Raw genomic sequence first — 21,317 nt, 5'->3', positions numbered from 1 at the left:
AGGGGAAACCGGAGAGATTACTAGGACGTCAAGTCTGGCCTGAGTTCTTAAACCGGCAGATTTTCCCGATATTCTTGCGGAGTAAGATCATAAAATTTCTTAAAGACTCGAATGAAATATGCGGTATTGTTGTAACCGACAAGTTCAGCAATCTCAAACACTTTGGCGGTCGATGTTCGCAAATGATAGGCTGCTTTCTCCATTCTTAACCGGTACACATAGGCAGTAAGTGCTTCGCCGGTCTCCGCCTTGTACACCTTGGACAAGTACACTGGATGCAGATGAACATGGTCAGCAATTGCAGGCAGTGATACATCACCAGCCAGATGAAGGTCGACAAAACTTTTGACGCTGCGCACAATGGTGCTGTGATTGTCTCTAAGCTCTTGTTCAGCATCATCTCGTATGTAATGAAGTGTGCGTATGGACCAGTCCTGTAATTGCTGTGCAGTGGAGTAACTGGGAGCTTGAAAGTAACGATAGGACTCTGCTGGAATCAAAGAAGAGATTTGTTTGCCATTTTTATGAATGATGTACGCAAACGCGCCCGCAATAGCAAAATACACCTCAAAGGTTGACTCGGCAATATCATGATGTTCATTGGAATGCAGCAGTTCCTCAAATATGTGCTCGATTTTCTGTTCCACATCCTCAAAGCGACCAGCTTCGAGCAGGCTAATCAACGTTGGTGGCTGATAAAGCGACCTGATCGTATGTAGAGGATTGGCATCCGTTTCATCGGAAGCGGTGACAAACAAACCTTGCACCTGACCCATCCGTTTACGCATGGACATGACCGTTCGCTCATAGAGTTCTCCAATTTCGTGGGGGAACTTGCCCCAACTGGAGACGGAAATGGAGATTGCACCTTTTAAGTATAACTGAACATTAGTTTGAATCTGGGCAGCGTACTGCTCGAGCAATGTCTGAGGCGTCTCACTCCGGCTATAACTCATCGTTGTGGAATGTTTCATGCTTACCAGAACAACAATGTAATCGTGCACGTCACGTGTATGCCAGATATGAAAATGATTATGCATCACTTCACTTATGATATTACATATCGCATATTCCATTAGGGCCAGGTCCCCGTGTGCCATATCCGATAGATGTTTCTCCATACGGATAATCAGCATGCCGAGATCTTCTCCTACGGAGTAGGGAAGTTCCAGCAGATCAAGCTTGTCTGCCAGCGTCTTCTGATCATAGACTTTTCCAGTCAGCAACTCATGGAGCATCGTGGATTGAAGCAATGGCAGATGATCCTGAAAGGCGTGTAAGGCTCTTTGATGAGATGCTGCTGTTTCCCACTTTTCTTTAATTCGATGAACAAGACGTTGCACGGATTCGATCAGATCTTCATCGCTAACAGGTTTCAGTAAGTAATCAAAGCTCTCCTGTGCAATGGCCTGCTTCGCATATTCAAAGTCGGCGTGACCTGATAAAAGAATTGTCTGCACATGCGGCCACTTTTCATGAATCGCTGTAATTAGTGCAATGCCTGACATTTCGGGCATACGTATATCCGTAATTACAATGTCAATATCGTGGTTGTCCATAATTTCCAGCGCTACTGCACCGGATAAGGCTTCATGAACTGTACCGATCCCGCAGCTTTCCCACGGAATGGTCTCTGCCAGCGTTTCCACGACGGAACGTTCATCGTCAACTAGTAATATTTGCAGCATGGGTCGTTCACCTACTTGTCTGTATTGTCGTGCCATGTGATGTTAACTTTAATTCCACCCATTGAAGACTGTTCATAAGATAGTCCAGATCCTTCACCGTACAGGAAAGACAAACGCTGATGGACATTCCATGTACCACATCCCATATTCTCATCCAGCGGTTTAAGAAGATTATCCCTCAGATGATCAAGCTGTTTCTCAGACATGCCAAGCCCGCTGTCCTCCACGATAATCGTGTATACATCACCCTCGCAGTCCGCATAGATTTTAATTTCACCATCTACCGATTTGGGCTCCAGACCATGAATAATAGCGTTCTCAATAATAGGCTGGAGGGTTAGTCTGGGAACTGTTTTATCTAAAATATCATGGGGCACGTCTATTGTAAAATGCATTCGTTCCAGACGAAGTGACTGGATTTCCAAATAATTTTTGACCATCGTCAGTTCTTCACGAAGCGTGGCTTGATCCTTTTCGGACCTGGTTATGTATCGGTAATACTCTCCCAGATTCAGTGCCATGGCTACCACGGCCTTTTCATTTTTCATTCGGGCCATGTTCTTGATATAGAACAGGCAGTTATATAGAAAATGCGGATTAATCTGCGATTGTAACTGTTTGAGTGTGGCTTCCCGACTTCGTAATTTCTCCTCATATACATTCTCAATTAGTTCTTGAATTCGTTGAGCCATGATGTTGAAACGTGCAAATAACAGGCTGAACTCATTGCGTGCAGAATGATGAAGCCGAACGGAAAAGTCCCCTGTGGACAAGCGATTCGTCCCTTTCACCAACTGTAAGAGTGGAAGCTGCACACTTCGGTAGAGTGTATATAATACAACAACGCTCATCACGATCAGAACGGCAATTGAAGCGTAAAAGAGATTCCGACTGCTCGTAATCGGTTTCAAAATCTGCTGCATCGGCACATAGTCAACATAATACCAACCGAGGCTCTTGGATTGAATGTAGGAGACATAATATTCCGTTTTGTTCAACGTTGTACTGAATCCACCGCTGGCCTGCAGTTTTGCTTCTTTCAGGGAAGGCAGGATCGCGTTCAAGGTTTCCTTTCCAGAACTATTGCTGATTAACCCATAATCGGGATGGAACATGAACGGGTCACCTTTATTATTTAACTTGTTTTGATTAAGAAGTGCAGTTAAGTGATGAACTGGAAAACTGATTTTGGTAATTAATCGAGCTTTGTCGGGTTGAACCATGGCTGTCGTTGGGTCTGTCGTGTACCAGATAAACTGATTCTCGGCATAGGTCCAGGACTGCGATAGGGAATCCTTAAATTCATTATCACTGTACGGAATGTAAGCATAATAATCCGTTGATATCACTTTTTGCATCCTTGGGAAGTATAGTGTGATGGTCGAATGCCATTTGCTTGCTGCGTTGTACAGATTCATCTTTTCCAGAATGGCACTTCCAACTTTCACACGTTCATAGGGAATGTCCTTGTAGTCGGGACGTTGATATTCCTGAATGCTGGAATCTTGTCCAATGGACATTCCATATAATGACAATTGGTAAATGTTGGATTCCACTGAATCTGCAAATGTCGAGAGATGATTCATCGTATTGTTCTGAATCTCATGTTCGATAACTCGCACGCTTTCGCGATTCGAGTAGGTGTAGAGAAACAATACCAAAATAAGCAGCATCACAAACAACAATGTAATTTTGGTAAAGACATTCATACGTGTAAACAAAGTCCAACCTCCTAAATCTCATTAAAATAGTGATATCGTTGTTGCAATATTAGGATATAGATCGCAAATTTCCATTGCTATAATTTTAATATACAAGTTCACGATGACTTGTAAAATACAAAATTTAGAACATGGGGGATGCAGGAGTGAAGGAACATACGTTAGAAACGCCGCATAAACGGCGCTCCACCAGGGTCAAACAGCGCTGGAATATGCAACGGAATTGGACCTTGCATATGATGCTCGTTCCAGCCGTATTGCTGGCACTGGTGTTTCAGTACATACCGATGGGCGGCATTGTAATTGCTTTTCAGGATTTTAAGCCTTACTTGGGATTTTCTGAATCCAAATGGGTTGGTTGGGACAATTTTCGATATTTATTCTTATATCCGGACGTAGGTCAGGTGATCTGGAATACGCTGGTCATTGCATTTTTCAAAATCATTGCGGGACTGTTCGCTCCATTCTTGTTTGCCATTTTGCTCAATGAAGTGCGCTTGACGGCATTCAAAAGAGTGAGTCAAACGCTTGTGTATCTGCCGCATTTCCTATCATGGGTTATTCTCGGTGGGATTCTGCTTGATATCCTGTCTCCTCAGGGCGGCATGGTGAACCAGCTTGTTGTAGCCTTTGGAGGAGAACCGATCTTCTTCTTGGGAGATGGCACATGGTTCCGTATTACACTGATTGTCAGCGATGTCTGGAAAGAATTTGGTTTTGGTACAATCGTATTTCTGGCTTCTCTATCAGGAATCAACCCGGCGCTTTACGAGGCTGCTGAAGTGGATGGGGCCAACCGTTTCAAACAGACGCTGCATATTACGATTCCAGCATTAATGCCGATTACAATTGTATTGATGACACTCTCAATCGGCAATATCCTCAACGCCGGTTTTGATCAGGTCTTTAACTTGTACAATCCACTTGTGTATGACAAAGGCGACATCATTGACACCTTTGTATATCGACTCGGAATTTTGAACGGAAAGATGAGTTTTGCCACAGCAGTGGGGTTATTCAAATCAGTGGTAGCTACCATTTTGATTGTTATATCGTACAGAATGGCTTACAAACTGGCTAATTATCGAGTTTTCTAGAGAGGAGAAAAGGGCTTGTATTATAAAACAAAAGGGTACCGCATATTCAGTATAGCCAACTATACTTTTCTTGGGATATTATCACTTCTTTGTATTTTACCAATTATTCATATATTAGCCGTTTCATTCAGCAGTATGGCGCCAGCGTCATCAAATCTGGTTACCTTCTGGCCCATCGGGTTCACAACTGACGCCTATGTGAAAACATTCGGGAATTCAAACTTCATCAACTCGCTGCTGGTGTCTCTTAAACGGACTGTGCTTGCAACGATCATCGGTATGGTCATCATGCTCATTACCGCATTTCCGTTGTCGAAGGAAGATATCAGTTTCAAAGGTCGCTCCTTATACACATGGTTCTTTGTATTCACCATTTTGTTCAGTGGCGGTTTGATTCCAAGTTATATTCTGATCCAGAAGCTTGGGCTGATGAATACGATCTGGGCGCTTATTCTGCCCGGAGCATTGTCGGTGTGGAACGTCATTCTCATGATGAACTTCTTCCGTGGTTTGCCGAAAGAACTTGAAGAAGCAGCTTATCTGGATGGAGCAGGTCATATCAAAACATTGATCCTGGTCTACGTTCCACTGTCGCTTCCCGCGATCGCAACTTTGTCTTTATTTACGATGGTGTATCAGTGGAACTCCTGGTTCGACGGCATGATCTACATGTCTGATATTAAAAATTATCCGCTTGCTTCTCTGTTACAGACTATTATTGTTCAGCAAGATCTCAGCAAAATAAATGTGGACCCTTCCATGTTGGAGAATATCTCGCAGCGAACCGTACGCGCAGCACAGATCTTTATCGGTGCGCTTCCAATTCTGATGGTATACCCGTTTTTACAACGTTTCTTCGTAAAGGGAATTGTTATTGGAGCAGTCAAGGAATAGGCTATGCAATGCAAGGATAACCGAGCTGAGGGAGGAAGTAAGATGAGAAGAGGATTGGCATGTATGGTGGCATGGAGTTTAATGGCTACCCTCGTTTATCCAGCAACTGCTGGGGCAGAAAGTGTACAGGATCAAGCGGAGGTGGGAAATGTGCAGGCTACAAGCCTGCACGCCTCTGTTCCCTATAAAGACCTTACCGGGCATTGGTCACAATCCGCAGTTACACGGTTGCAAGACTTGAATCTATTGCAGGGTTACACTGACGGTACATTCAAGCCGAGTCAGGTTATTAGCCGAGCTGAATTTGTTATGATTCTGGATCGGGCCTTTGGTTTCAGCGGTCATGCGGCGACGGGTTCATATGCGGATATGACTTCAGACGATTGGTACTATGACGTGATGGTGCGAGCGAATGGTTCTGGTATCATCGAAGGCACAGACCGTGAACATCTCTCACCGGGGCAACCGATTACCCGGCAAGATGCAGCGGTTATGATGGATCGAGCTTTTCAACTTTCCACGGGTACGAACGAAAATGGAAAACTACTGGAGTTTGAAGATGCAGACGATATTTCTAGTTATGCAAAGAAAGCGCTTACCTATCTAGCGAATGAAAATGTGATCAAAGGATACCAAGGAAAATTAAATCCAAAATCTGCGATTACACGAGCAGAGACAGCACAACTATTGTCCATGATGATAGCAGATGTGAAAAGTGCTCCTGGTATATATGAGTCCCGGGTGGATGGCAACTTCATTATTAAATCGACGGATATCACGTTAAAAAATACGATTGTTAATGGCAATCTGCTGCTGGCAGAAGGCATTGGCGAGGGTTCTGTTGTGCTTCAGGGTGTGACCGTTACAGGAAGTATCATTATTAAAGGCGGCGGCAGTCATTCCATCGACATTAGCAACTCCAAGCTGAATCGAGTAGTCGTTGACAAACGTGGGGAACCCGTCAGAGTTGCCATCACGGAAGAAAGTACTATTCAGGAGATCGTTGTCATGCAACAATCCATTCTGGATATCTCCTCCAATAGTCTGATTGATACCATGAATATTCTCGCAGGTGCGAACTCGACCCGAGTGGATAGCAAAGGTACGATCCAACAATTAAGTGTTGATGCGAATGATGTTGTTATTAATGGAGAGAAAGCAAAACAAGGTCTGCGCACATCCATGGTGGGTGAAGCCCAGCCACCTGCTTCATCGCAGCCTGGTGGTTCAACAAATGTGACAAGCACACCTACACCATCTTCTCCAGACGGGCAATCACCGTCTACACCATCGACACCAAGCCATCCGGCTGGCGAAAAACCGGTTCCAGCAACAACGATTCCGCATGATCAATGGGAACTGGTCTGGAATGATGAGTTTAACGGGCCTGCAATTGATGCTTCCAAATGGACCGTTCAGGATACGGGTCTGGTCTACAACAATGAATTGCAGTATTACAGCCCGGACAATACTCGCATTACGAAAGATCAGAACCGAAGCGTGTTGCAGATTGAAGCAAAAAAGGGTCCGAAAAACGGTAAAGATTACAGCTCTGGCAAACTGATCTCCATGGGAAAAGGCGACTGGACCTACGGTAAAGTCGTTGTACGTGCGAAGCTTCCTATTGATAAAGGCATGTGGCCTGCCATATGGATGATGCCAACAGATGAAGCACATTATGGAGGCTGGCCTGCCTCTGGAGAAATCGATATTATGGAGCTAATTGGTGGCAAAGAGAGTAATAACAAGGTATATAGCACATTGCATTATGACAGTGTGAAGCCTGACGGTTCCCATGGACATGATCAGGGAAGTCTTACTCTCCCGAAGGAAGAAACTTTTGCTGACGATTATCATGATTTTCAGGTGGAATGGTTGCCGGGTATGATTCGTTTCTATGTGGATGGAAAGCTGCATCATGAAGTGACTAACTGGCAAACGAAGGCCGCGGGCCAACCCGAGTATTATACGTTCCCTGCACCATTTGATCGTCCATTCTATCTGATTCTGAATCTGGCAGTTGGAGGAGACTGGCCGGGCTCACCTGAAAGCAACTTCACTTCCGAAAAGATGAATGTTGATTTTGTGCGTGTATATTCTTACAAAAATCTAGACACATGGCCTGATGTAACAACAAATCCGATCGAGCCTGCACAACAGCGTGAACCACAAGCCGACGGCAATCAAATCTACAATGATCGTTTTGCGGAAGGGGCTGCAGACAATGGAGTGCCTCTGCAGTGGAAATTCATCACAAATGCTGATGGAGCTGGCAGTGTCAAAGTTGTAACGGATGAGCAGAAAGGGAAAGCAGCGGAAGTTACTATTGATGCATCGGGTACTGAAAACTACTCGGTTCAACTCACTCAGATGCCGATGTACATCAAGAAAAACAAAAAGTACAAGATACAGTTTGATGCGAAAGCATCTGCTAACCGTACGATCATGTCCAAACTGAACCAATTTGAAAAAAGCTGGACCAATTATTCGGGTGATAACACCTTTGCACTCACGACAGATTGGCAATCCTATGACTATACCTTCAATATGCGGGACGGCACGGATAACAATGCCAGATTCGAATTTAATCTGGGGTTGGATGATACAACCGTTTGGTTTGCCAATGTCAGACTGATTGAGGTGGGTGAGGCTGATCCAATAACGGTTGAACGGAACGCGCTGCCTGATGGTAATTTCATTTACAATGGTACATTTGATCAAGGTAAGGAACGCCTCGGTTTCTGGACCACCAGCGTCCAGGAGAATGCTGAAGCCAAAATCAGTGTAAATAACTTTTCGAAATTCCCGATTATGGAGCGTCAGCTGGTTGTTGATGTTACTCAAACGAATGGTGAGCCACAGCAGGTGTCAGTGAACCAACCAGAGTTGAAGCTGGAGGCGAATACAACGTATGGCTTTTCCTTTGAAGCTAAGGCAGACAGAGCGCGAAGCATGAACTTGGATCTGATCAGCACGGAAGGACATTCGGTTCAGGTTCATCAGGGTCAAAATCTCCAGCTTGGACAGGAGATGAAGACGTATACGGGAGAAATCATCATTGGAGATGGAGCATCAATCGCACAATCCGAGCTAAGAATGTTGTTTGGCAGTTCTAAAGGTAAGGTATATGTGGACAATGTTCGTCTGACGAAACGAGGCAAACCTCTGTCAGTGAATGGCTACGCACATGTACCTGCAACCGAAGCCTGGGCGATGCAGGGCTTACAACTGGAGGACTCCGTAGAAGGTGGAAAACATGTCAGTTACATGGATCAGGGAGATCTGCTGCAATATAAAATCGATGTAGCCCAAGAGGGAGAATATGTTCTGTCTGCTCGAATGGCCAGTGGAAAAAGTGATTCCAAGGTTCAGTTCAGCATTCAGGATGAACAAGGTACAATCGTTGCTCAATCCGAACTGAATCTCGGAGACACGGGGGGATGGCAAACATACAAAACGGTGTATTTCCCAGGGGTCAACTTGTCAGCAGGCAAATCCTATTATGTGAATTTTGAAGGAGCAGATTATAATACACGCTGGGTGGATATTTCACAAAATAAAGTTCAGAACGGTGAACTTGCAAATACTCTGAATCATTGGGAGCTAATTCCTAATCATCTGACAGCTTCACATGACGAGGGCAAAGGATTAACGATCAACTTGCCAGGTACAAGTGAAGAATGGTGGGATGCATTGCTGCAACAAGGTCAGATCGAACTGGATGCAAATAAATCATACCGACTTACCTTCGAGGCATCCGCTTCAAGTCCTAAATCCATGCAAGCGGTTCTTTCTCAGAATGTAGGGGATTTTGTGAAGTATTTTGAAGAAGAAGTGGAATTAACCGCAGATCAAAAGTCGTATACGTATACCTTCACCATGGGAGATACTTCGGATTCGGCAGCTATGCTTGCATTTGGATTAGGATATCCGCTCTCTACAGGTGAACACTCGATTCACCTTAGTAACGTTCAAATATATGAAGTTAATCCGAATGCAGATCAAGGAGGGCAGCCTGCTCATGTTAATCTTATTCCCAATGGAGACTTTTCCAAAGGTAAGGAAGGTTGGTTTACCCATGCGGATGGTAATGCGGCTGATCTTGAGATGCAGGTTAACAATCAGCAGCTTCAAGCCAAGATTGGTAATGCAGGAAAGAATCCATGGGATCGTCAAGTCATCAATGAAGGATTTGGCATACAGCAAGGTTTCAAATACAAATTGACGTTTAAAGCCAAAGCGGAGAAGTCCAGGAAAGTGGGTTTGGGAATTGGATGGGTTGACGCAGCTGCCAACTATGAATGGCATGGATTCTTTGGGGCACGAGTTGATTTGACTCCAGAAGAACAGGAGTTTACTTTTACATTCGATGCAACAGAAGCCAGTTATGCGTATACTCGAATTTCATTTGATCTGGGTAACATTGATGGTGTGCAAGATGGCAACACAACCGTCTCATTATCCGAGGTCAGCTTGATTAATCTGGGTCCTGCCAATTAGCTTCTAGTCTCTATAACTTCTAGCACCTATATAATGAAGAATCCGATTCCGGTATGTTGGAATCGGATTCTTTTTACAATCTTTTCGGGAAGAGTTAGGCTAGCCTTCAAGATTTTAATGAAGATACAGATTGGAATTAGATATCCAGCTTACGATTACTAATCCATTTCACCATTTCAGGATCGTTATGGGAGAAGAATAGGCTCTGTTTGGTATCTAGCGCAGTAATCGACTCAATATCTGCTTGGCTTAATTCAAAATCAAAAATATTGAAGTTTTCAATAATTCTTTCTTTACGCACCGATTTTGGAATAACAACGACTTCACGTTGGGTCAACCAACGCAAAACCACTTGAGCAACCGATTTGTTGTACTTTTCACCTATAGATAGCAATACCTCATTTTGGAACAAGTCATTTTTCCCTTCAGCAAATGGTGCCCAAGATTCAATCTGCACATTATTTTCTTTCATGAATTGTCCAGTTAAGATCTGCTGGTTGAAGGGATGCGTTTCGACCTGGTTTACAGCAGGGGTTACTTCGTTTTGTAGAATCAAATCCATCAGACGATCCGGCTGGAAGTTACTCACTCCGATTGCACGTACTTTTCCTTCACGGTACAACTCTTCCATAGCACGCCAAGAGCCATGGACGTCTCCAAAAGGTTGATGAATTAAATATAAATCCAAATAGTCCAATTGCAATCGTTCCAAAGATTTTTCAAATGCTTGTTTGGTACGTTCATAACCCGTATCCTGAACCCAAAGTTTTGTCGTGACAAATAATTCTTCTCTGGCCACTGTACTGCGTTTGATCGCTCTGCCCACGGCTTCCTCGTTTAGATAAGAGGCGGCAGTATCAATGAGACGATACCCAGCCGATATGGCATCCATAACACTTTGTTCACATTCGTTTGCATCTGCAATCTGAAACACACCAAAGCCGAGAATAGGCATCTCAACACCATTATTTAAAATTACTTTATTCATATATTAACCTCCAGTTGTGGCATGTCTATATTATTGCATTCCTGCTCTAAAAACCGATATCTAATTTGTCTTATATGCTTGCCTAATTCTCTTATTACCTATGCATGCAGAATAAAGTTGTTCAGGAATGACATCATAAAGAAGTAGTATACATCTCAGTTTCCAGAGGAGGATATCTTGTATGGCTGACCAGAAGAAACGAAAAGAAGCTGCCTGGAAGTCACGAAAGCAAGAACAGCATCCCCATGGCAAAATCAAATCGCTTAAAGAATTATCCAGCGAATATGAAGAGAAACCTACTACGAATTAAGCAAAAGACTGTCAGTGAACATTGCTGGCAGTCTTTCTTCATATATTGCAGACATTGAGCAATACGTACTTACTCTATTCTAAAAACGAATGAACACAAGATATAATGTCTGTATAGTTCGTAAATAACTGTGAACAAATCGTTAATTCATTGACATTGCATGTAATTTTAATTAGAATACGAAATGGACTTCAGGTTGAAAACAGATATGAGTATCTTTATGTTTAGTTTAGAGCTTAGCTGTTGAATCTTTAAATCCTAACGACGAATATAGGAGCGATAATATTACAATCCTATATGAAGATTAGGATTTTTTGTTTTTAGCTTTGGAGTATAATTTGAAAGTTGGAGGCTGGCTTTACCATGGACAAATGGTTCAAACTTAAAGAACGAGGCACAACCATCCCCACAGAAATTATTGCAGGGGTTACAACATTTTTCACAATGGTATACATAGTTATCGTAAACCCAGGAATACTCAGCAGCACAGGCATGGATTTTAACGGGGTATTCATAGCAACGGTACTGGCTAGTATTGTGGGAACTCTGATTATGGGAATATGGTCCAATTATCCAATCGTCATCGCGCCGGGTATGGGCCTGAATGCATTCTTTGCCTATAGTGTAGTTGCCGGATATGGCGTGTCTTGGCAGGTTGCACTGGGAGCTGTATTTATAGCAGGGATTTTGTTTATTATTTTATCGCTTACTTCATTCCGTTACATGTTGCTTGATGCAATTCCCGCAAGTTTAAAACATGCAATAACCGCAGGGATCGGATTGTTTATTACAACGGTAGGTCTGCAAAATGCCGGCATTATTGCCGATTCAGAATCGAATTTGATTACGATCGGGAACTTGGCTGAGCCGATGGCTTATCTGACCATTATCGGATTGATTATTACCGTTGTGCTGATGGCTTACAATGTGAAAGGTTACCTGTTCATCGGCATGGTGGTTACAGCGATACTTGCCTGGATCATGGGACTATTCCAAATGCCAGAATCGATTGTATCCATGCCGCAAGGCCTCGCGTCAACGGCTCTGCAACTGGATCTCGCAGGCGTATTCTCGAATGGCTTGTATACGATCATATTTACGTTCCTGCTGATCACGCTGTTTGATACGACGGGCACGATGCTCGGCGTTGCTGAACAAGCAGGATTGCTTAAGGATGGTAAATTTCCACGCTCGCGTGGCGCATTATTGGCAGATGCCGTAGGAACAACCTCAGGTGCTTTGCTCGGAACAAGCCCAACATCAGCTTATATCGAATCCAGCACAGGGGTGGCTGCAGGCGGAAGAACGGGACTGACGGCGGTAACGGTAAGTGTGCTGCTTGCGCTGACATTATTCTTCACACCGATCGTAAGTGTAATATCAAGCATTCCGGCGATCACTTCTCCAGCACTGATCATTGTTGGATACTTTATGATTAACGTTATCAGCAAAATCAAATGGGATGATCTCGAAGAAGCATTTCCTGCTTTCCTGATTATCATCCTTACTCCATTGACGCATAGTATTGCGACAGGCATCGGCGTAGGTTTCATCTTTTATCCGGTACTTAAGCTGCTTCGCGGAAAAGGTAAAGATGTTCATCCAATCTTCTACATTTTCGCGGTATTGTTCTTCATTCAGCTTGTGTTCCTGGACCACTAAAACTGGTCTAATCAAAAAGAGAACTGCTTTAACAAGCAGTTCTTTTTTTTGTAGTTCATACTCCGTTCATATTCCCGTCACGAAGGGGACATCTTCCATGGTTACACTATACCTATGTCGCAAGAGCGGCTCTACAGATATAAAGGACAGGAGAAGATGGAAATGGCAGAAGCAGTGGATGTAACAACAACGGGGACTAAGGGCCGTAAAAAACGGTACTTATGGTTGAAAATAATAGGTGGTATTGTCGGCGCGCTGGTGCTGTTCATGGGCATCACGTTTGTCGTTCATACGATAAGTAATGGGGCAGAGAAAAAGAAAATTGAATCGTACGGCCAATATGTCAATGTTGATGGGAAAAATATGAATGTATCCATTCAAGGTAGCGGCGAACAAACCATCGTGTTACTTCCCGGACAAGGAACACCGTCACCAGTACTTGATTTCAAATTGTTAATCGATCAATTAACTTCTGATTATAAAGTTGTGGCGATCGAGCCTTTCGGTTATGGATTAAGCGACCAAACCGAGACGGAGAGAACAACGGAGAATATCGTCAGCGAAATTCATGAAGCTGTACAGCAGCTCGGTATAGATCGTTATATTCTGATGGGGCATTCCATCACGGGACTGTACGCGGCGACTTATGTGAACACGTATCCGGATGAAGTCTCTGCTTTTGTCGGGATCGATAGCAGTGTTCCGAATCAACCTGGCATGGATGTCAAATTACCTTTGAACCTAATGAAATTCCTTCAAAAATCAGGCTTAATGAGAGTACTCAATAAAGTGAGTGGTGATTCATATGCATCACTTGCCTATGATGAACATACCAAAGAACAGATGAAGTTGATTTCGAATCAAGTCTCGACAAATCCGACATTAGTAAATGAGCTTAAACATCTGGGTTCCAATTTCAAAAATGGAGAAAAACTCACGTATCCTCGTGATCTGCCGATGCTGCTCTTCGTTCAATCCAATAACGAGCAAAATCCTCAGTGGATTCCATTACATGAGGAGCAAGTGAAACAATCCGCACAGGGAAAAATGATTCCGATGGACGGTTCACATTACCTGCATCATACGAAATACAAAGAAATCGCCGAGGAATTCAAATCTTACATGAAACAAATTCAATAGCATGATTGATTAATAAACTGCGGTACCGAATCTGGTGCCGTGGTTTTTTTGTTATCAGGAGAGGCTAAAATAAAGACTTGACCTTAGGTCAGACCTAAGGTTTATGCTAGTAATATGAAAAACAGCAAAGGTGGTGAATTGGTTGAGTGATGAAATTACGATTAGCGAGCTGGCAAAGCTGATGAAAGTCTCTGTACATCAAATTCGATACTTCGAAGAAAAAGGGGTGTTGAACCCTGCTTATATAGCAGAAAACCAATACAGGATGTATGGGGTAGATGAAATTTACCGTCTATCTCATATACTGTTGCTTCGCAAAATGGGACTGTCTGTTCAAATGATCAAGGAATGTTTGAGTAATCTGACATCCGATCAAATTACAGCATTATTTCGCCAAGCGTTGGCAGACACGGAAGCAGCTATAACTCAGCTTCAGCACACAAAGCACCTTATCAGCAAGTTGTTGCATGAGAAAAAGCATATCCCACTTGAGGATCAAGTGACTTATTATATTGTTACTCGTGAGGAGATTCACTTATCCCTGTGGTTTCATATGGAAGCGCAAGGGTACTTGCAAGCAAGGAAACTGACCCAACATAAAGAAAACATTCCCAATTTATTTGAAGTCGACATCCATTATGCGTACGATGAGACGGAAACCGTAGGAATTTATACACAAAAGGAGGGAGCGAACGATTTGGTTTTGCCTAGAGGAAAATACCTTTCTCGTCATGTATATGTACAAATTGAAGCTGAACTCAAAGAACATATCAACGAATTCTATGCTTATGCAGAACACCAGGGCTATCCGTATCACGGTCCACTTATTATGGTAGAGAAATCTTATTTATCTTTATTCACACCAGAAAAGCTTCATTATGAGCTATTGTTACAAATGATCGAGTAGGGGAGGCACACAGTGACAACTTCCATTCAGATAGAACCCGTTTGTCCACAGTTTCATCAAGCTGTTGCTGAACTCATGGCTTATGGTTTTGGACACAAATTTCAAAAGATCACTTCATTGTCCACTTATGATCTGGCTTACGTATTCGAACAGTTGCTCAATCATCCGCCCATGGAACAAAGCACTCTTCGAGTCATAGCTCGTGAAAATGAGGAGATTGTTGGCACCATGTGCTTGAAATGGAAGGAAGCAGATAACAGAGCAGTAATAACAAGCGTTCGTGCCAATTCTCATTGGTGGGGCCAGTGCAATAGGATTGGTAACTGGAATCTGCTTCAGTTAATCACTGGTCTACATCTGCTGAAGCATAATCCTAAATTAGGCGAATGTTATGTGGAAGATCTGGTTGTACATCCACAATACCAAGGCAAGGGAATTGGTACACAGTTACTTCAATGGGCACAGAAATATATGTTGCAATCCAAATCAATGTTATTTCTTAGCTTGCATGTGGCAAGTCAGAATCATCAAGCGATACAGTTATATGAACGCTATCAATTTCGCAAGCAGTATAGTACAAACAGTTTTCTGACCGGCCTACTATTAGGCGAAAAGCAATGGCATTACATGATTTACAAAGGAGATTCTTATGTTTAAATGGAGAAAACGATACATCTCAGTTATTGTGGCAATTTTATTGATGGTGGGTGCAGGACTGTACATAGTCGATCAAAATCATTTTGACATGGTGGAACAATCCATTGAAATTCAATCTCCACAGGGTAAGTTAACAGGTACACTGACTGTACCCAAACACCATTCAGGCAAGCTAGGTTTAGTACTGTTTATTCACGGTGACGGTCCAATAGACTCTACTCATGGTGAGGGATACAAACCGTTGTGGGAGAGACTGGCATCGATCGGGTATGCATCCTTGTCGCTAGATAAACGGGGAATCGGGGATTCAGAGGGAAACTGGCTAGATCAAAGCATGGATGATCGTGTTGTGGAGGCACAGCAAGCTATTGCATGGGCGAAAGAACAATCCATCATTGATGATTCCAAAATAGGCGTATGGGGTGCCAGCCAAGCAGGCTGGGTCATTCCTAAGCTTGCTGGCAAAGAACAACTTGCCTTCAGTATCTTGGTATCACCCGCGATAAACTGGTTGGAACAGGGAGAATACAACACACGCAGCCAAATGGCGAAAGATGGTCATTCCACCGAGGAGATTCAAAATCAGGTCGATTATGAAAACCAGATTAAAGAGATTTTAAAGAATCAGGGTACTTATGAAGAGTACACCAAGATTGCTCGAGAGGATGATCTGATTTCCAAAGAACGCTGGAACTTCATAAAGAAAAATTTTGCTTCAGATGCCACGGCGGATTTGCATTATTTCAAAACCCCTGTACTACTTCTGCTTGGAGAAGATGATGTGAATGTGGACATTGTTGATACAGAGCAAGCATACCGTAAAGGAATTCAGCCATCTTCCTTGCTTCATGTGAAAATCTTCTCTAATACAGAACATTCGATGTTACCAACCTCTATTGCAGGCTCGGAATGGAAACAATCACTACGATTTCTGTTTGCTCCGAGAAGTATTACAGTGGATGGGTATATGGATGAAATAGAACATATGTTGACCAAGCTCTCCTTATAACAGTACAGTTATAGTTTCCTAGTATCGTTAGATAAATAATTGTCATTTGGAAATGAAAGAGCAGGGTCAGGGAGCGGGAGCGCCCTTATCCTGCCTTCTTGCGTGTTATATGTTATCTACTGTGCTAAATGTTCCAGATCCGGCTGCAATTTGGTCCGCAAAACATATAACATGATGGCCCCAACTAGGAACGCCACGGCATCCGCAATAACGAGCGACCAGATCACTCCATGAAAGCCGTTCATTTGATTAGCAATATACAATACAGGAATTAGTGTAATTCCTTGAATGATGGACATAACAAACGCGGCGGTTCCTTGGGCTGTTGCTTGGAAGATCCCCATAAACAAAGAAGTCATTCCTGTAATGAACAAGGATAAAAAGGTTACATGAAGAATGTAGCTACCCATTTCAATTAATTGCGGGTCAGTCGTAAATAAACCAATCAAGTGGTCGGAAATCAGATAGACGACAACCCCAAACAGGATGGCTAAACCCAAAATAGATTTTATCGTGAATCCAATCGTTTGTTTCATGCGTAATTTGTTCGCTGTGAATGAGAAGGCAATCAATGGCACAACTCCCTCGCACAAACCCATCAGAATAAACTCAGGAAATTGCAATAAACGTGATGAGATTCCATACCCAGCAACGGCCTGATCCCCATATTCGACAAGAAAAAGGTTAAGAATAAGCGACATTGCACCCAAGAAGACACTCATAACAAAGACGGGAACACCGATTTTGAACACATTACTCAGGATGTCCTTCGTCACCTTGAACCATTTCAGGGAGACGGTTAAGAATTGACTCTTATAACTCATATGGAATGCGTAAAATGCACTCGCAACCAAGTTGGAGATGACGGTAGCAGATGCAACGCCAATCACGCCCCAATGGAAGACAAAAATGAATAGTGCATCGAGGATAATATTTATAACAACACTGAGAATCATACCGGTCATAGAAGTCATTGCTGAACCTTCTGAGCGCACGATATTCTCCAGGGTGAAGAATAAGATGACGAAGGGTGAACCCATAAGCATAATCGTGACATACTCTTTCGTAAATCCGAAGGACTCTGGCGTTGCCCCCAGCCCATGAACGATTGGTTCAATCAGCGGGAGCCCAACGGCCATCACGATAATTCCGAGAACTAAACTACTGTAAAAGGCGAATGAAGATACATGCTTCAGATCATCGACTTTTTTCTCTCCCAGCAAACGAGAGATGAATGTACCGCTGCCTATACCAATTAAATTACCAAGGGCCATGATGACCGCGAATAAAGGTAAAGTTAATGCGAGTGCGGTTAACATTGCCGTATTACCCAGTGTGCCAAGGAAATAGGCATTCAAGATGGAGTAAATAACACTCATTGACGTGCCTAGCATCATCGGGACAGCAAAGTGAGCTACAGCTTTGGCGATTGGTGCTTTTTCAAAGTAATGGAGGTTTTCTGCATCCATGTGGATCACTACTTTCTTCGTTAATATTGATCTAATCTAACACCGTTAGATTGAACCTTACAGTGTTAGATGTTATCATGAACTTATGAACCTGTAAAGCATAAACTTACACTGTTAGATAAAAGGGCGGATACCGATGAAAAAACAACAGCCTCAGATTTCGGAAGATAAGATTTTGGAAACTTCGTGGGAGCTTTTGGCGGAAGAGGGCATCGAGAAATTCAGTATGAGACGATTGGCAGACAAACTGGGGATTCAGGCTCCATCTCTATACTGGTACTTCAAGAGCAAGCAGACACTCTACCAGCGTCTGGCCAACCAGATATCGAAAATTATTCTGGACGAGTTTTACACTGAAGGGGACTGGAAGGAGCAGATGGAGGGGCTTGCGGTGACGGTACGGAGTGTGCTCAGTAGTTACCCGTGCTCCACACAGCTCATGATGATGACGTTGCCCCATGAACCGGACATGATCCGCTTCACCAACCGCATGTTGCTCTGCATAGAATCAACACCACTAGAGCAAGAGCAGAAATTACAGGCCGTTCTCACACTTGTGAACTATGTATTCTATTTCGTTCTGGACGATTATCAGCATCAGCGCAATATCTCTGCTGTTCTTAAGGATCAGGAAGCACTTCAGGGTGAAGAGATGATCCAACTTCTGGATTCTATGAGTGAGAAGGAAGCTGGACTTTTCAGCAGGATGTATAAGAATGGTCTGTTTGAGGTGATGGGAACCGACGGAGCTTTCGAGTTTGGCTTGAAGCTTATTTTGCTCGGGATCGAACAAGTGATAAAGGAACATGAGAAGTAGAAAAGTAGAACGCCGCGATCTGAGTAGATTAAACTCAACCATGTAGGAGAAATATTAGTTCTATATAGAACTAATGTTTTAAAACAAGAAACCCACCGAGTATAAAACTCCAGTGGGTTTCTTCTTATCATCCGATCGAAGTACCATTTGGTAGCTCGAAATCAGGTTTCAACAAAACAACATCTCCCTGTTCGGGCAGCCCGCCAAGCACCAACACTTCTGAATTGAATCCGGCTATACGACGGGGAGGGAAATTAACTACACCTATAATCTGCCTTCCGATAATAGATTCGGATGAATACCTTTTCGTGATTTGTGCACTGGATGTTTTTAATCCAATTTCTGGTCCAAAATCAATTTCAAGTTTGATAGCAGGGATTTTAGCTTTTGCAAAAAAATCAGCTTTGGTGACCGTGCCGACACGCAGATCTAATTTTAAGAAATCATCAAAAGTTGCCATTTTAAATTCACTCCTTTCATTATTATCCTAGTTTCCTGAATCGATTTAAGCGCAGGAACTTGGGCAGTTGGATATCGTGGGATTTCAGCGCAAAGTACATCAGCATGCCTGACAACGTAATTAATCCGCCTATGAATTGAAAAGGAGAGATGGTTTCTCCCAACAATAGATAAGCAAGCATAATGGCCAAAACGGGTTCACCGATAATACCTACAGAAACTGTTGTTGCACCAATGGATTTGAGCAGCAGATTGAAAATGTACTGACCAAAAATAGTGGGTATGATCGCAAGTAGGAGGAAATACAGCCAATCGGATGATTCGTAATGGGTCAAGGAAAAGTTATTCAATAAACTGTAGACCAGCAGGACACTTCCGCCAATAATAAAGACAACAACACTGTATATATTCGCGTCGATTTTCCGACTCACTTTCTGTCCAACCAGCATATATGTCGACACCAGTATGGTTCCTACCAGGGACAGACCATCTCCAATCAGAGCCTCTCTTGATACGCCTATATCACCCCAGGCGATAATCACCGAACCGAACAGGGCGGTAATCAAACATAGAATGGTACGTATACTCGCTCTTTCCTTAAACATAAAGTATGACCCGATCATCACAAACAAAGGTTGCAGCGCCAGAATGACCATGGAACTAGCCACGGAGGTATACACCAGCGATTCCATCCAAAATAAGAAATATAAACCAAGAAGCAGGCCAGCCAGAAAAACTGTGATCCAATCCCTTGAATCCATTTTTAATAAGTGGATCGTTTTCCAGGGGATAAAAGGAAGCATAATAATGGCTGATATATAAAGCCTGTACATACCGGCTATGGCGGTGGGAGTATCCGAAGATTTGATCATGATTGAAGAGACGGATACCGACAAAATGGCGATAAAAAGCAATACATACGGATGAAAAAGCAGCGATGATTTATTTTCTTTCACATATAAGCCTCCAAAGTTCTTATCCGGTCGTCTGTGCACAGGCTATTGTGATAAGTTAAAGATTTGATATAATAATATCATTATTTTTGTGAATTTCGTGCAGTTAAATCACTGTATAATATAGATATATCGTCAAAGAAAGGAACGTCATAGAATGGTGAAGCAACTTTATGAGGATATTTTGTATTCCGATCTTTCGTTTCCCTATATCATGTACACACATACACGTCATACAAGCATCCCCGAAGGCAGAGGGTTCAACGATTTGCATTGGCACGAAGATCTACAGATCACTTTAGTCACAAAAGGCAAACTGGTTATTCAAATTAACGGAATTGATCTTACATTGGAAACGGGTCAGGCGATCCTGATCAACAAGAGAATTCTTCATATCACAACAGAGCTGACACATGATGGTGAATATGTTAGTTTCAATTTTCCCGAAAAGCTATTAGCCTTTCATGTAGACAGTGCAATGGAAAAAAATTATGTACTTCCTTATACGAATTCTTCTTTGGTGTCGCTCGTGATTAGAAGAGAGTTGGAGTGGGAAAAGCAGATATTGGATATGCTCTGGGAAATGAGAGAGACGTTTAATACACGGAAAAACTGGGGATGGGAATATGAAATCTCAATTAAAACGGTACAACTATGGTTTGTATTGATATCCAACATTTTGATCCCTTCCGAGGAAACCCCAAGAAGCGAGAAGCGTCAGCAGGAAAGACTTCAGTTAATGCTCAGTTTTATCCATCAAAATTATGCTCATCCGGTTACGCTTCGTGAGATTGCTGATGTCGCGCATTTGAGCATTTCAGAGTGCACCAGATGTTTTAAGAAAACGGCTCATATGACGCCATACGAGTATCTAATCAAATACCGGATTAAGAAGAGTAAAGATCTCTTAGTATCGACGAATGATACAATAACCGAGATCGCTCAGAAAGTGGGCTTTAATCACGTTAATCACTTTATCCAGTCTTTTAAAAAACACGAAGAAAGAACACCAAAAGAGTTTCGGTGCTCTCCATACCCTGTATAAA

17 protein-coding genes are annotated in these 21,317 nt (G+C 42.8%); 11 read left to right on the top strand and 6 right to left on the bottom strand.

Annotated elements, in window-relative coordinates; all coding sequences use genetic code 11:
* Window positions 1–47: 47 nt before the first annotated feature.
* Together NSQ38_RS20375 and NSQ38_RS20370 are read right to left on the bottom strand one after the other, a co-directional pair.
* Window positions 48–1,688, bottom strand: coding sequence for a response regulator (locus NSQ38_RS20375; protein WP_339783827.1), 1,641 nt, complete (start codon window positions 1,686–1,688; stop codon window positions 48–50).
* Window positions 1,689–1,699: 11 nt separating this feature from the next.
* Window positions 1,700–3,409, bottom strand: coding sequence for a histidine kinase (locus tag NSQ38_RS20370; RefSeq protein ID WP_339783826.1), 1,710 nt, complete (start codon window positions 3,407–3,409; stop codon window positions 1,700–1,702).
* 212 nt (window positions 3,410–3,621) lie between these two features.
* On the opposite strand from NSQ38_RS20370, the gene NSQ38_RS20365 reads away from it, so the two are divergent.
* Genes NSQ38_RS20365 through NSQ38_RS20355 form a run of 3 tightly spaced genes read left to right on the top strand, consistent with a single transcriptional unit; the run spans window position 3,622 to window position 9,900 of the window.
* Window positions 3,622–4,506: an ABC transporter permease subunit gene (locus NSQ38_RS20365; RefSeq protein ID WP_253442589.1), complete on the top strand. Its 885-nt coding sequence runs from the start codon at window positions 3,622–3,624 to the stop codon at window positions 4,504–4,506.
* Between the two features lie 15 nt (window positions 4,507–4,521).
* Window positions 4,522–5,400, top strand: coding sequence for a carbohydrate ABC transporter permease (locus NSQ38_RS20360; RefSeq protein WP_339783825.1), 879 nt, complete (start codon window positions 4,522–4,524; stop codon window positions 5,398–5,400).
* Between the two features lie 42 nt (window positions 5,401–5,442).
* Window positions 5,443–9,900 (top strand): carbohydrate binding domain-containing protein, encoded by a 4,458-nt coding sequence (locus NSQ38_RS20355; protein WP_339783824.1) that lies wholly within the window; start codon window positions 5,443–5,445, stop codon window positions 9,898–9,900.
* A gap of 136 nt (window positions 9,901–10,036) precedes the next feature.
* Here the strand turns inward: NSQ38_RS20355 and NSQ38_RS20350 are convergent, their stop codons facing one another.
* Window positions 10,037–10,888, bottom strand: a complete 852-nt coding sequence (locus NSQ38_RS20350) for an aldo/keto reductase (RefSeq protein WP_339783823.1) — start codon at window positions 10,886–10,888, stop codon at window positions 10,037–10,039.
* A 181-nt stretch (window positions 10,889–11,069) separates the two neighbouring features.
* On the opposite strand from NSQ38_RS20350, the gene NSQ38_RS20345 reads away from it, so the two are divergent.
* The 6 genes from NSQ38_RS20345 to NSQ38_RS20320 all read left to right on the top strand — a co-directional run bounded on the left by NSQ38_RS20345 (window position 11,070) and on the right by NSQ38_RS20320 (window position 16,573).
* On the top strand, window positions 11,070–11,198 hold the full coding sequence (locus NSQ38_RS20345) for a DUF6254 family protein (RefSeq protein WP_219845137.1): 129 nt from the start codon (window positions 11,070–11,072) through the stop codon (window positions 11,196–11,198).
* Between the two features lie 363 nt (window positions 11,199–11,561).
* Window positions 11,562–12,860: an NCS2 family permease gene (locus NSQ38_RS20340; RefSeq protein ID WP_017688352.1), complete on the top strand. Its 1,299-nt coding sequence runs from the start codon at window positions 11,562–11,564 to the stop codon at window positions 12,858–12,860.
* Window positions 12,861–13,022: 162 nt separating this feature from the next.
* Window positions 13,023–14,000 (top strand): alpha/beta hydrolase, encoded by a 978-nt coding sequence (locus tag NSQ38_RS20335; protein ID WP_339783822.1) that lies wholly within the window; start codon window positions 13,023–13,025, stop codon window positions 13,998–14,000.
* Between the two features lie 133 nt (window positions 14,001–14,133).
* The gene (locus NSQ38_RS20330) at window positions 14,134–14,907 is read left to right on the top strand and encodes a MerR family transcriptional regulator (RefSeq protein WP_339783821.1); all 774 of its coding nucleotides are present in this window, start codon (window positions 14,134–14,136) and stop codon (window positions 14,905–14,907) included.
* A 12-nt stretch (window positions 14,908–14,919) separates the two neighbouring features.
* Entirely contained in the window at window positions 14,920–15,564 is a 645-nt protein-coding gene (locus NSQ38_RS20325; RefSeq protein WP_339783820.1) for a GNAT family N-acetyltransferase, read from the top strand.
* Window positions 15,557–16,573: an alpha/beta hydrolase gene (locus NSQ38_RS20320; protein ID WP_339783819.1), complete on the top strand. Its 1,017-nt coding sequence runs from the start codon at window positions 15,557–15,559 to the stop codon at window positions 16,571–16,573. The genes NSQ38_RS20325 and NSQ38_RS20320 overlap by 8 nt, the downstream gene beginning before the upstream one ends.
* A gap of 116 nt (window positions 16,574–16,689) precedes the next feature.
* Here NSQ38_RS20320 and NSQ38_RS20315 read toward each other — a convergent pair whose 3' ends face one another.
* The gene (locus NSQ38_RS20315; protein ID WP_338586817.1) at window positions 16,690–18,042 is read right to left on the bottom strand and encodes an MATE family efflux transporter; all 1,353 of its coding nucleotides are present in this window, start codon (window positions 18,040–18,042) and stop codon (window positions 16,690–16,692) included.
* A 136-nt stretch (window positions 18,043–18,178) separates the two neighbouring features.
* Here NSQ38_RS20315 and NSQ38_RS20310 point away from each other — a divergent pair, with 136 nt between their 5' ends.
* Window positions 18,179–18,859 (top strand): TetR/AcrR family transcriptional regulator C-terminal domain-containing protein, encoded by a 681-nt coding sequence (locus tag NSQ38_RS20310; protein WP_339783818.1) that lies wholly within the window; start codon window positions 18,179–18,181, stop codon window positions 18,857–18,859.
* Window positions 18,860–18,986: 127 nt separating this feature from the next.
* On the opposite strand, the gene csaA is transcribed toward NSQ38_RS20310, so the two are convergent.
* Both csaA and NSQ38_RS20300 read right to left on the bottom strand, forming a co-directional pair.
* The gene (csaA, locus tag NSQ38_RS20305) at window positions 18,987–19,319 is read right to left on the bottom strand and encodes a chaperone CsaA (RefSeq protein ID WP_074095173.1); all 333 of its coding nucleotides are present in this window, start codon (window positions 19,317–19,319) and stop codon (window positions 18,987–18,989) included.
* Between the two features lie 22 nt (window positions 19,320–19,341).
* A complete protein-coding gene (locus NSQ38_RS20300; protein ID WP_339783817.1) occupies window positions 19,342–20,274 on the bottom strand; it encodes a DMT family transporter in 933 nt (310 codons plus the stop codon).
* Window positions 20,275–20,428: 154 nt separating this feature from the next.
* Between NSQ38_RS20300 and NSQ38_RS20295 the strand changes: the two genes are divergently transcribed.
* Entirely contained in the window at window positions 20,429–21,316 is an 888-nt protein-coding gene (locus NSQ38_RS20295) for an AraC family transcriptional regulator (protein WP_339783816.1), read from the top strand.
* Window position 21,317: the final 1 nt, after the last annotated feature.

The organism is Paenibacillus sp. FSL R7-0313, from assembly GCF_037969885.1.
Taxonomy (GTDB): Bacteria; Bacillota; Bacilli; order Paenibacillales; family Paenibacillaceae; genus Paenibacillus.
The sequence above is the reverse complement of the archived record's forward strand: the minus strand, read 5'-3'. Positions and strand labels throughout refer to the sequence as shown.

Coding starts and splice junctions, on each gene's coding strand:
- NSQ38_RS20345 (WP_219845137.1), top strand. CDS start 11,070: ATGGCTGACCAGAAGAAACGAAAAGAAGCTGCCTGGAAGTCACGAAAG.
- NSQ38_RS20335 (WP_339783822.1), top strand. CDS start 13,023: ATGGCAGAAGCAGTGGATGTAACAACAACGGGGACTAAGGGCCGTAAA.
- NSQ38_RS20320 (WP_339783819.1), top strand. CDS start 15,557: ATGTTTAAATGGAGAAAACGATACATCTCAGTTATTGTGGCAATTTTA.
- NSQ38_RS20375 (WP_339783827.1), bottom strand. CDS start 1,688: ATGCTGCAAATATTACTAGTTGACGATGAACGTTCCGTCGTGGAAACG.
- csaA (WP_074095173.1), bottom strand. CDS start 19,319: ATGGCAACTTTTGATGATTTCTTAAAATTAGATCTGCGTGTCGGCACG.
- NSQ38_RS20340 (WP_017688352.1), top strand. CDS start 11,562: ATGGACAAATGGTTCAAACTTAAAGAACGAGGCACAACCATCCCCACA.
- NSQ38_RS20365 (WP_253442589.1), top strand. CDS start 3,622: ATGCAACGGAATTGGACCTTGCATATGATGCTCGTTCCAGCCGTATTG.
- NSQ38_RS20315 (WP_338586817.1), bottom strand. CDS start 18,042: ATGGATGCAGAAAACCTCCATTACTTTGAAAAAGCACCAATCGCCAAA.
- NSQ38_RS20310 (WP_339783818.1), top strand. CDS start 18,179: ATGAAAAAACAACAGCCTCAGATTTCGGAAGATAAGATTTTGGAAACT.
- NSQ38_RS20355 (WP_339783824.1), top strand. CDS start 5,443: ATGAGAAGAGGATTGGCATGTATGGTGGCATGGAGTTTAATGGCTACC.
- NSQ38_RS20295 (WP_339783816.1), top strand. CDS start 20,429: ATGGTGAAGCAACTTTATGAGGATATTTTGTATTCCGATCTTTCGTTT.
- NSQ38_RS20350 (WP_339783823.1), bottom strand. CDS start 10,888: ATGAATAAAGTAATTTTAAATAATGGTGTTGAGATGCCTATTCTCGGC.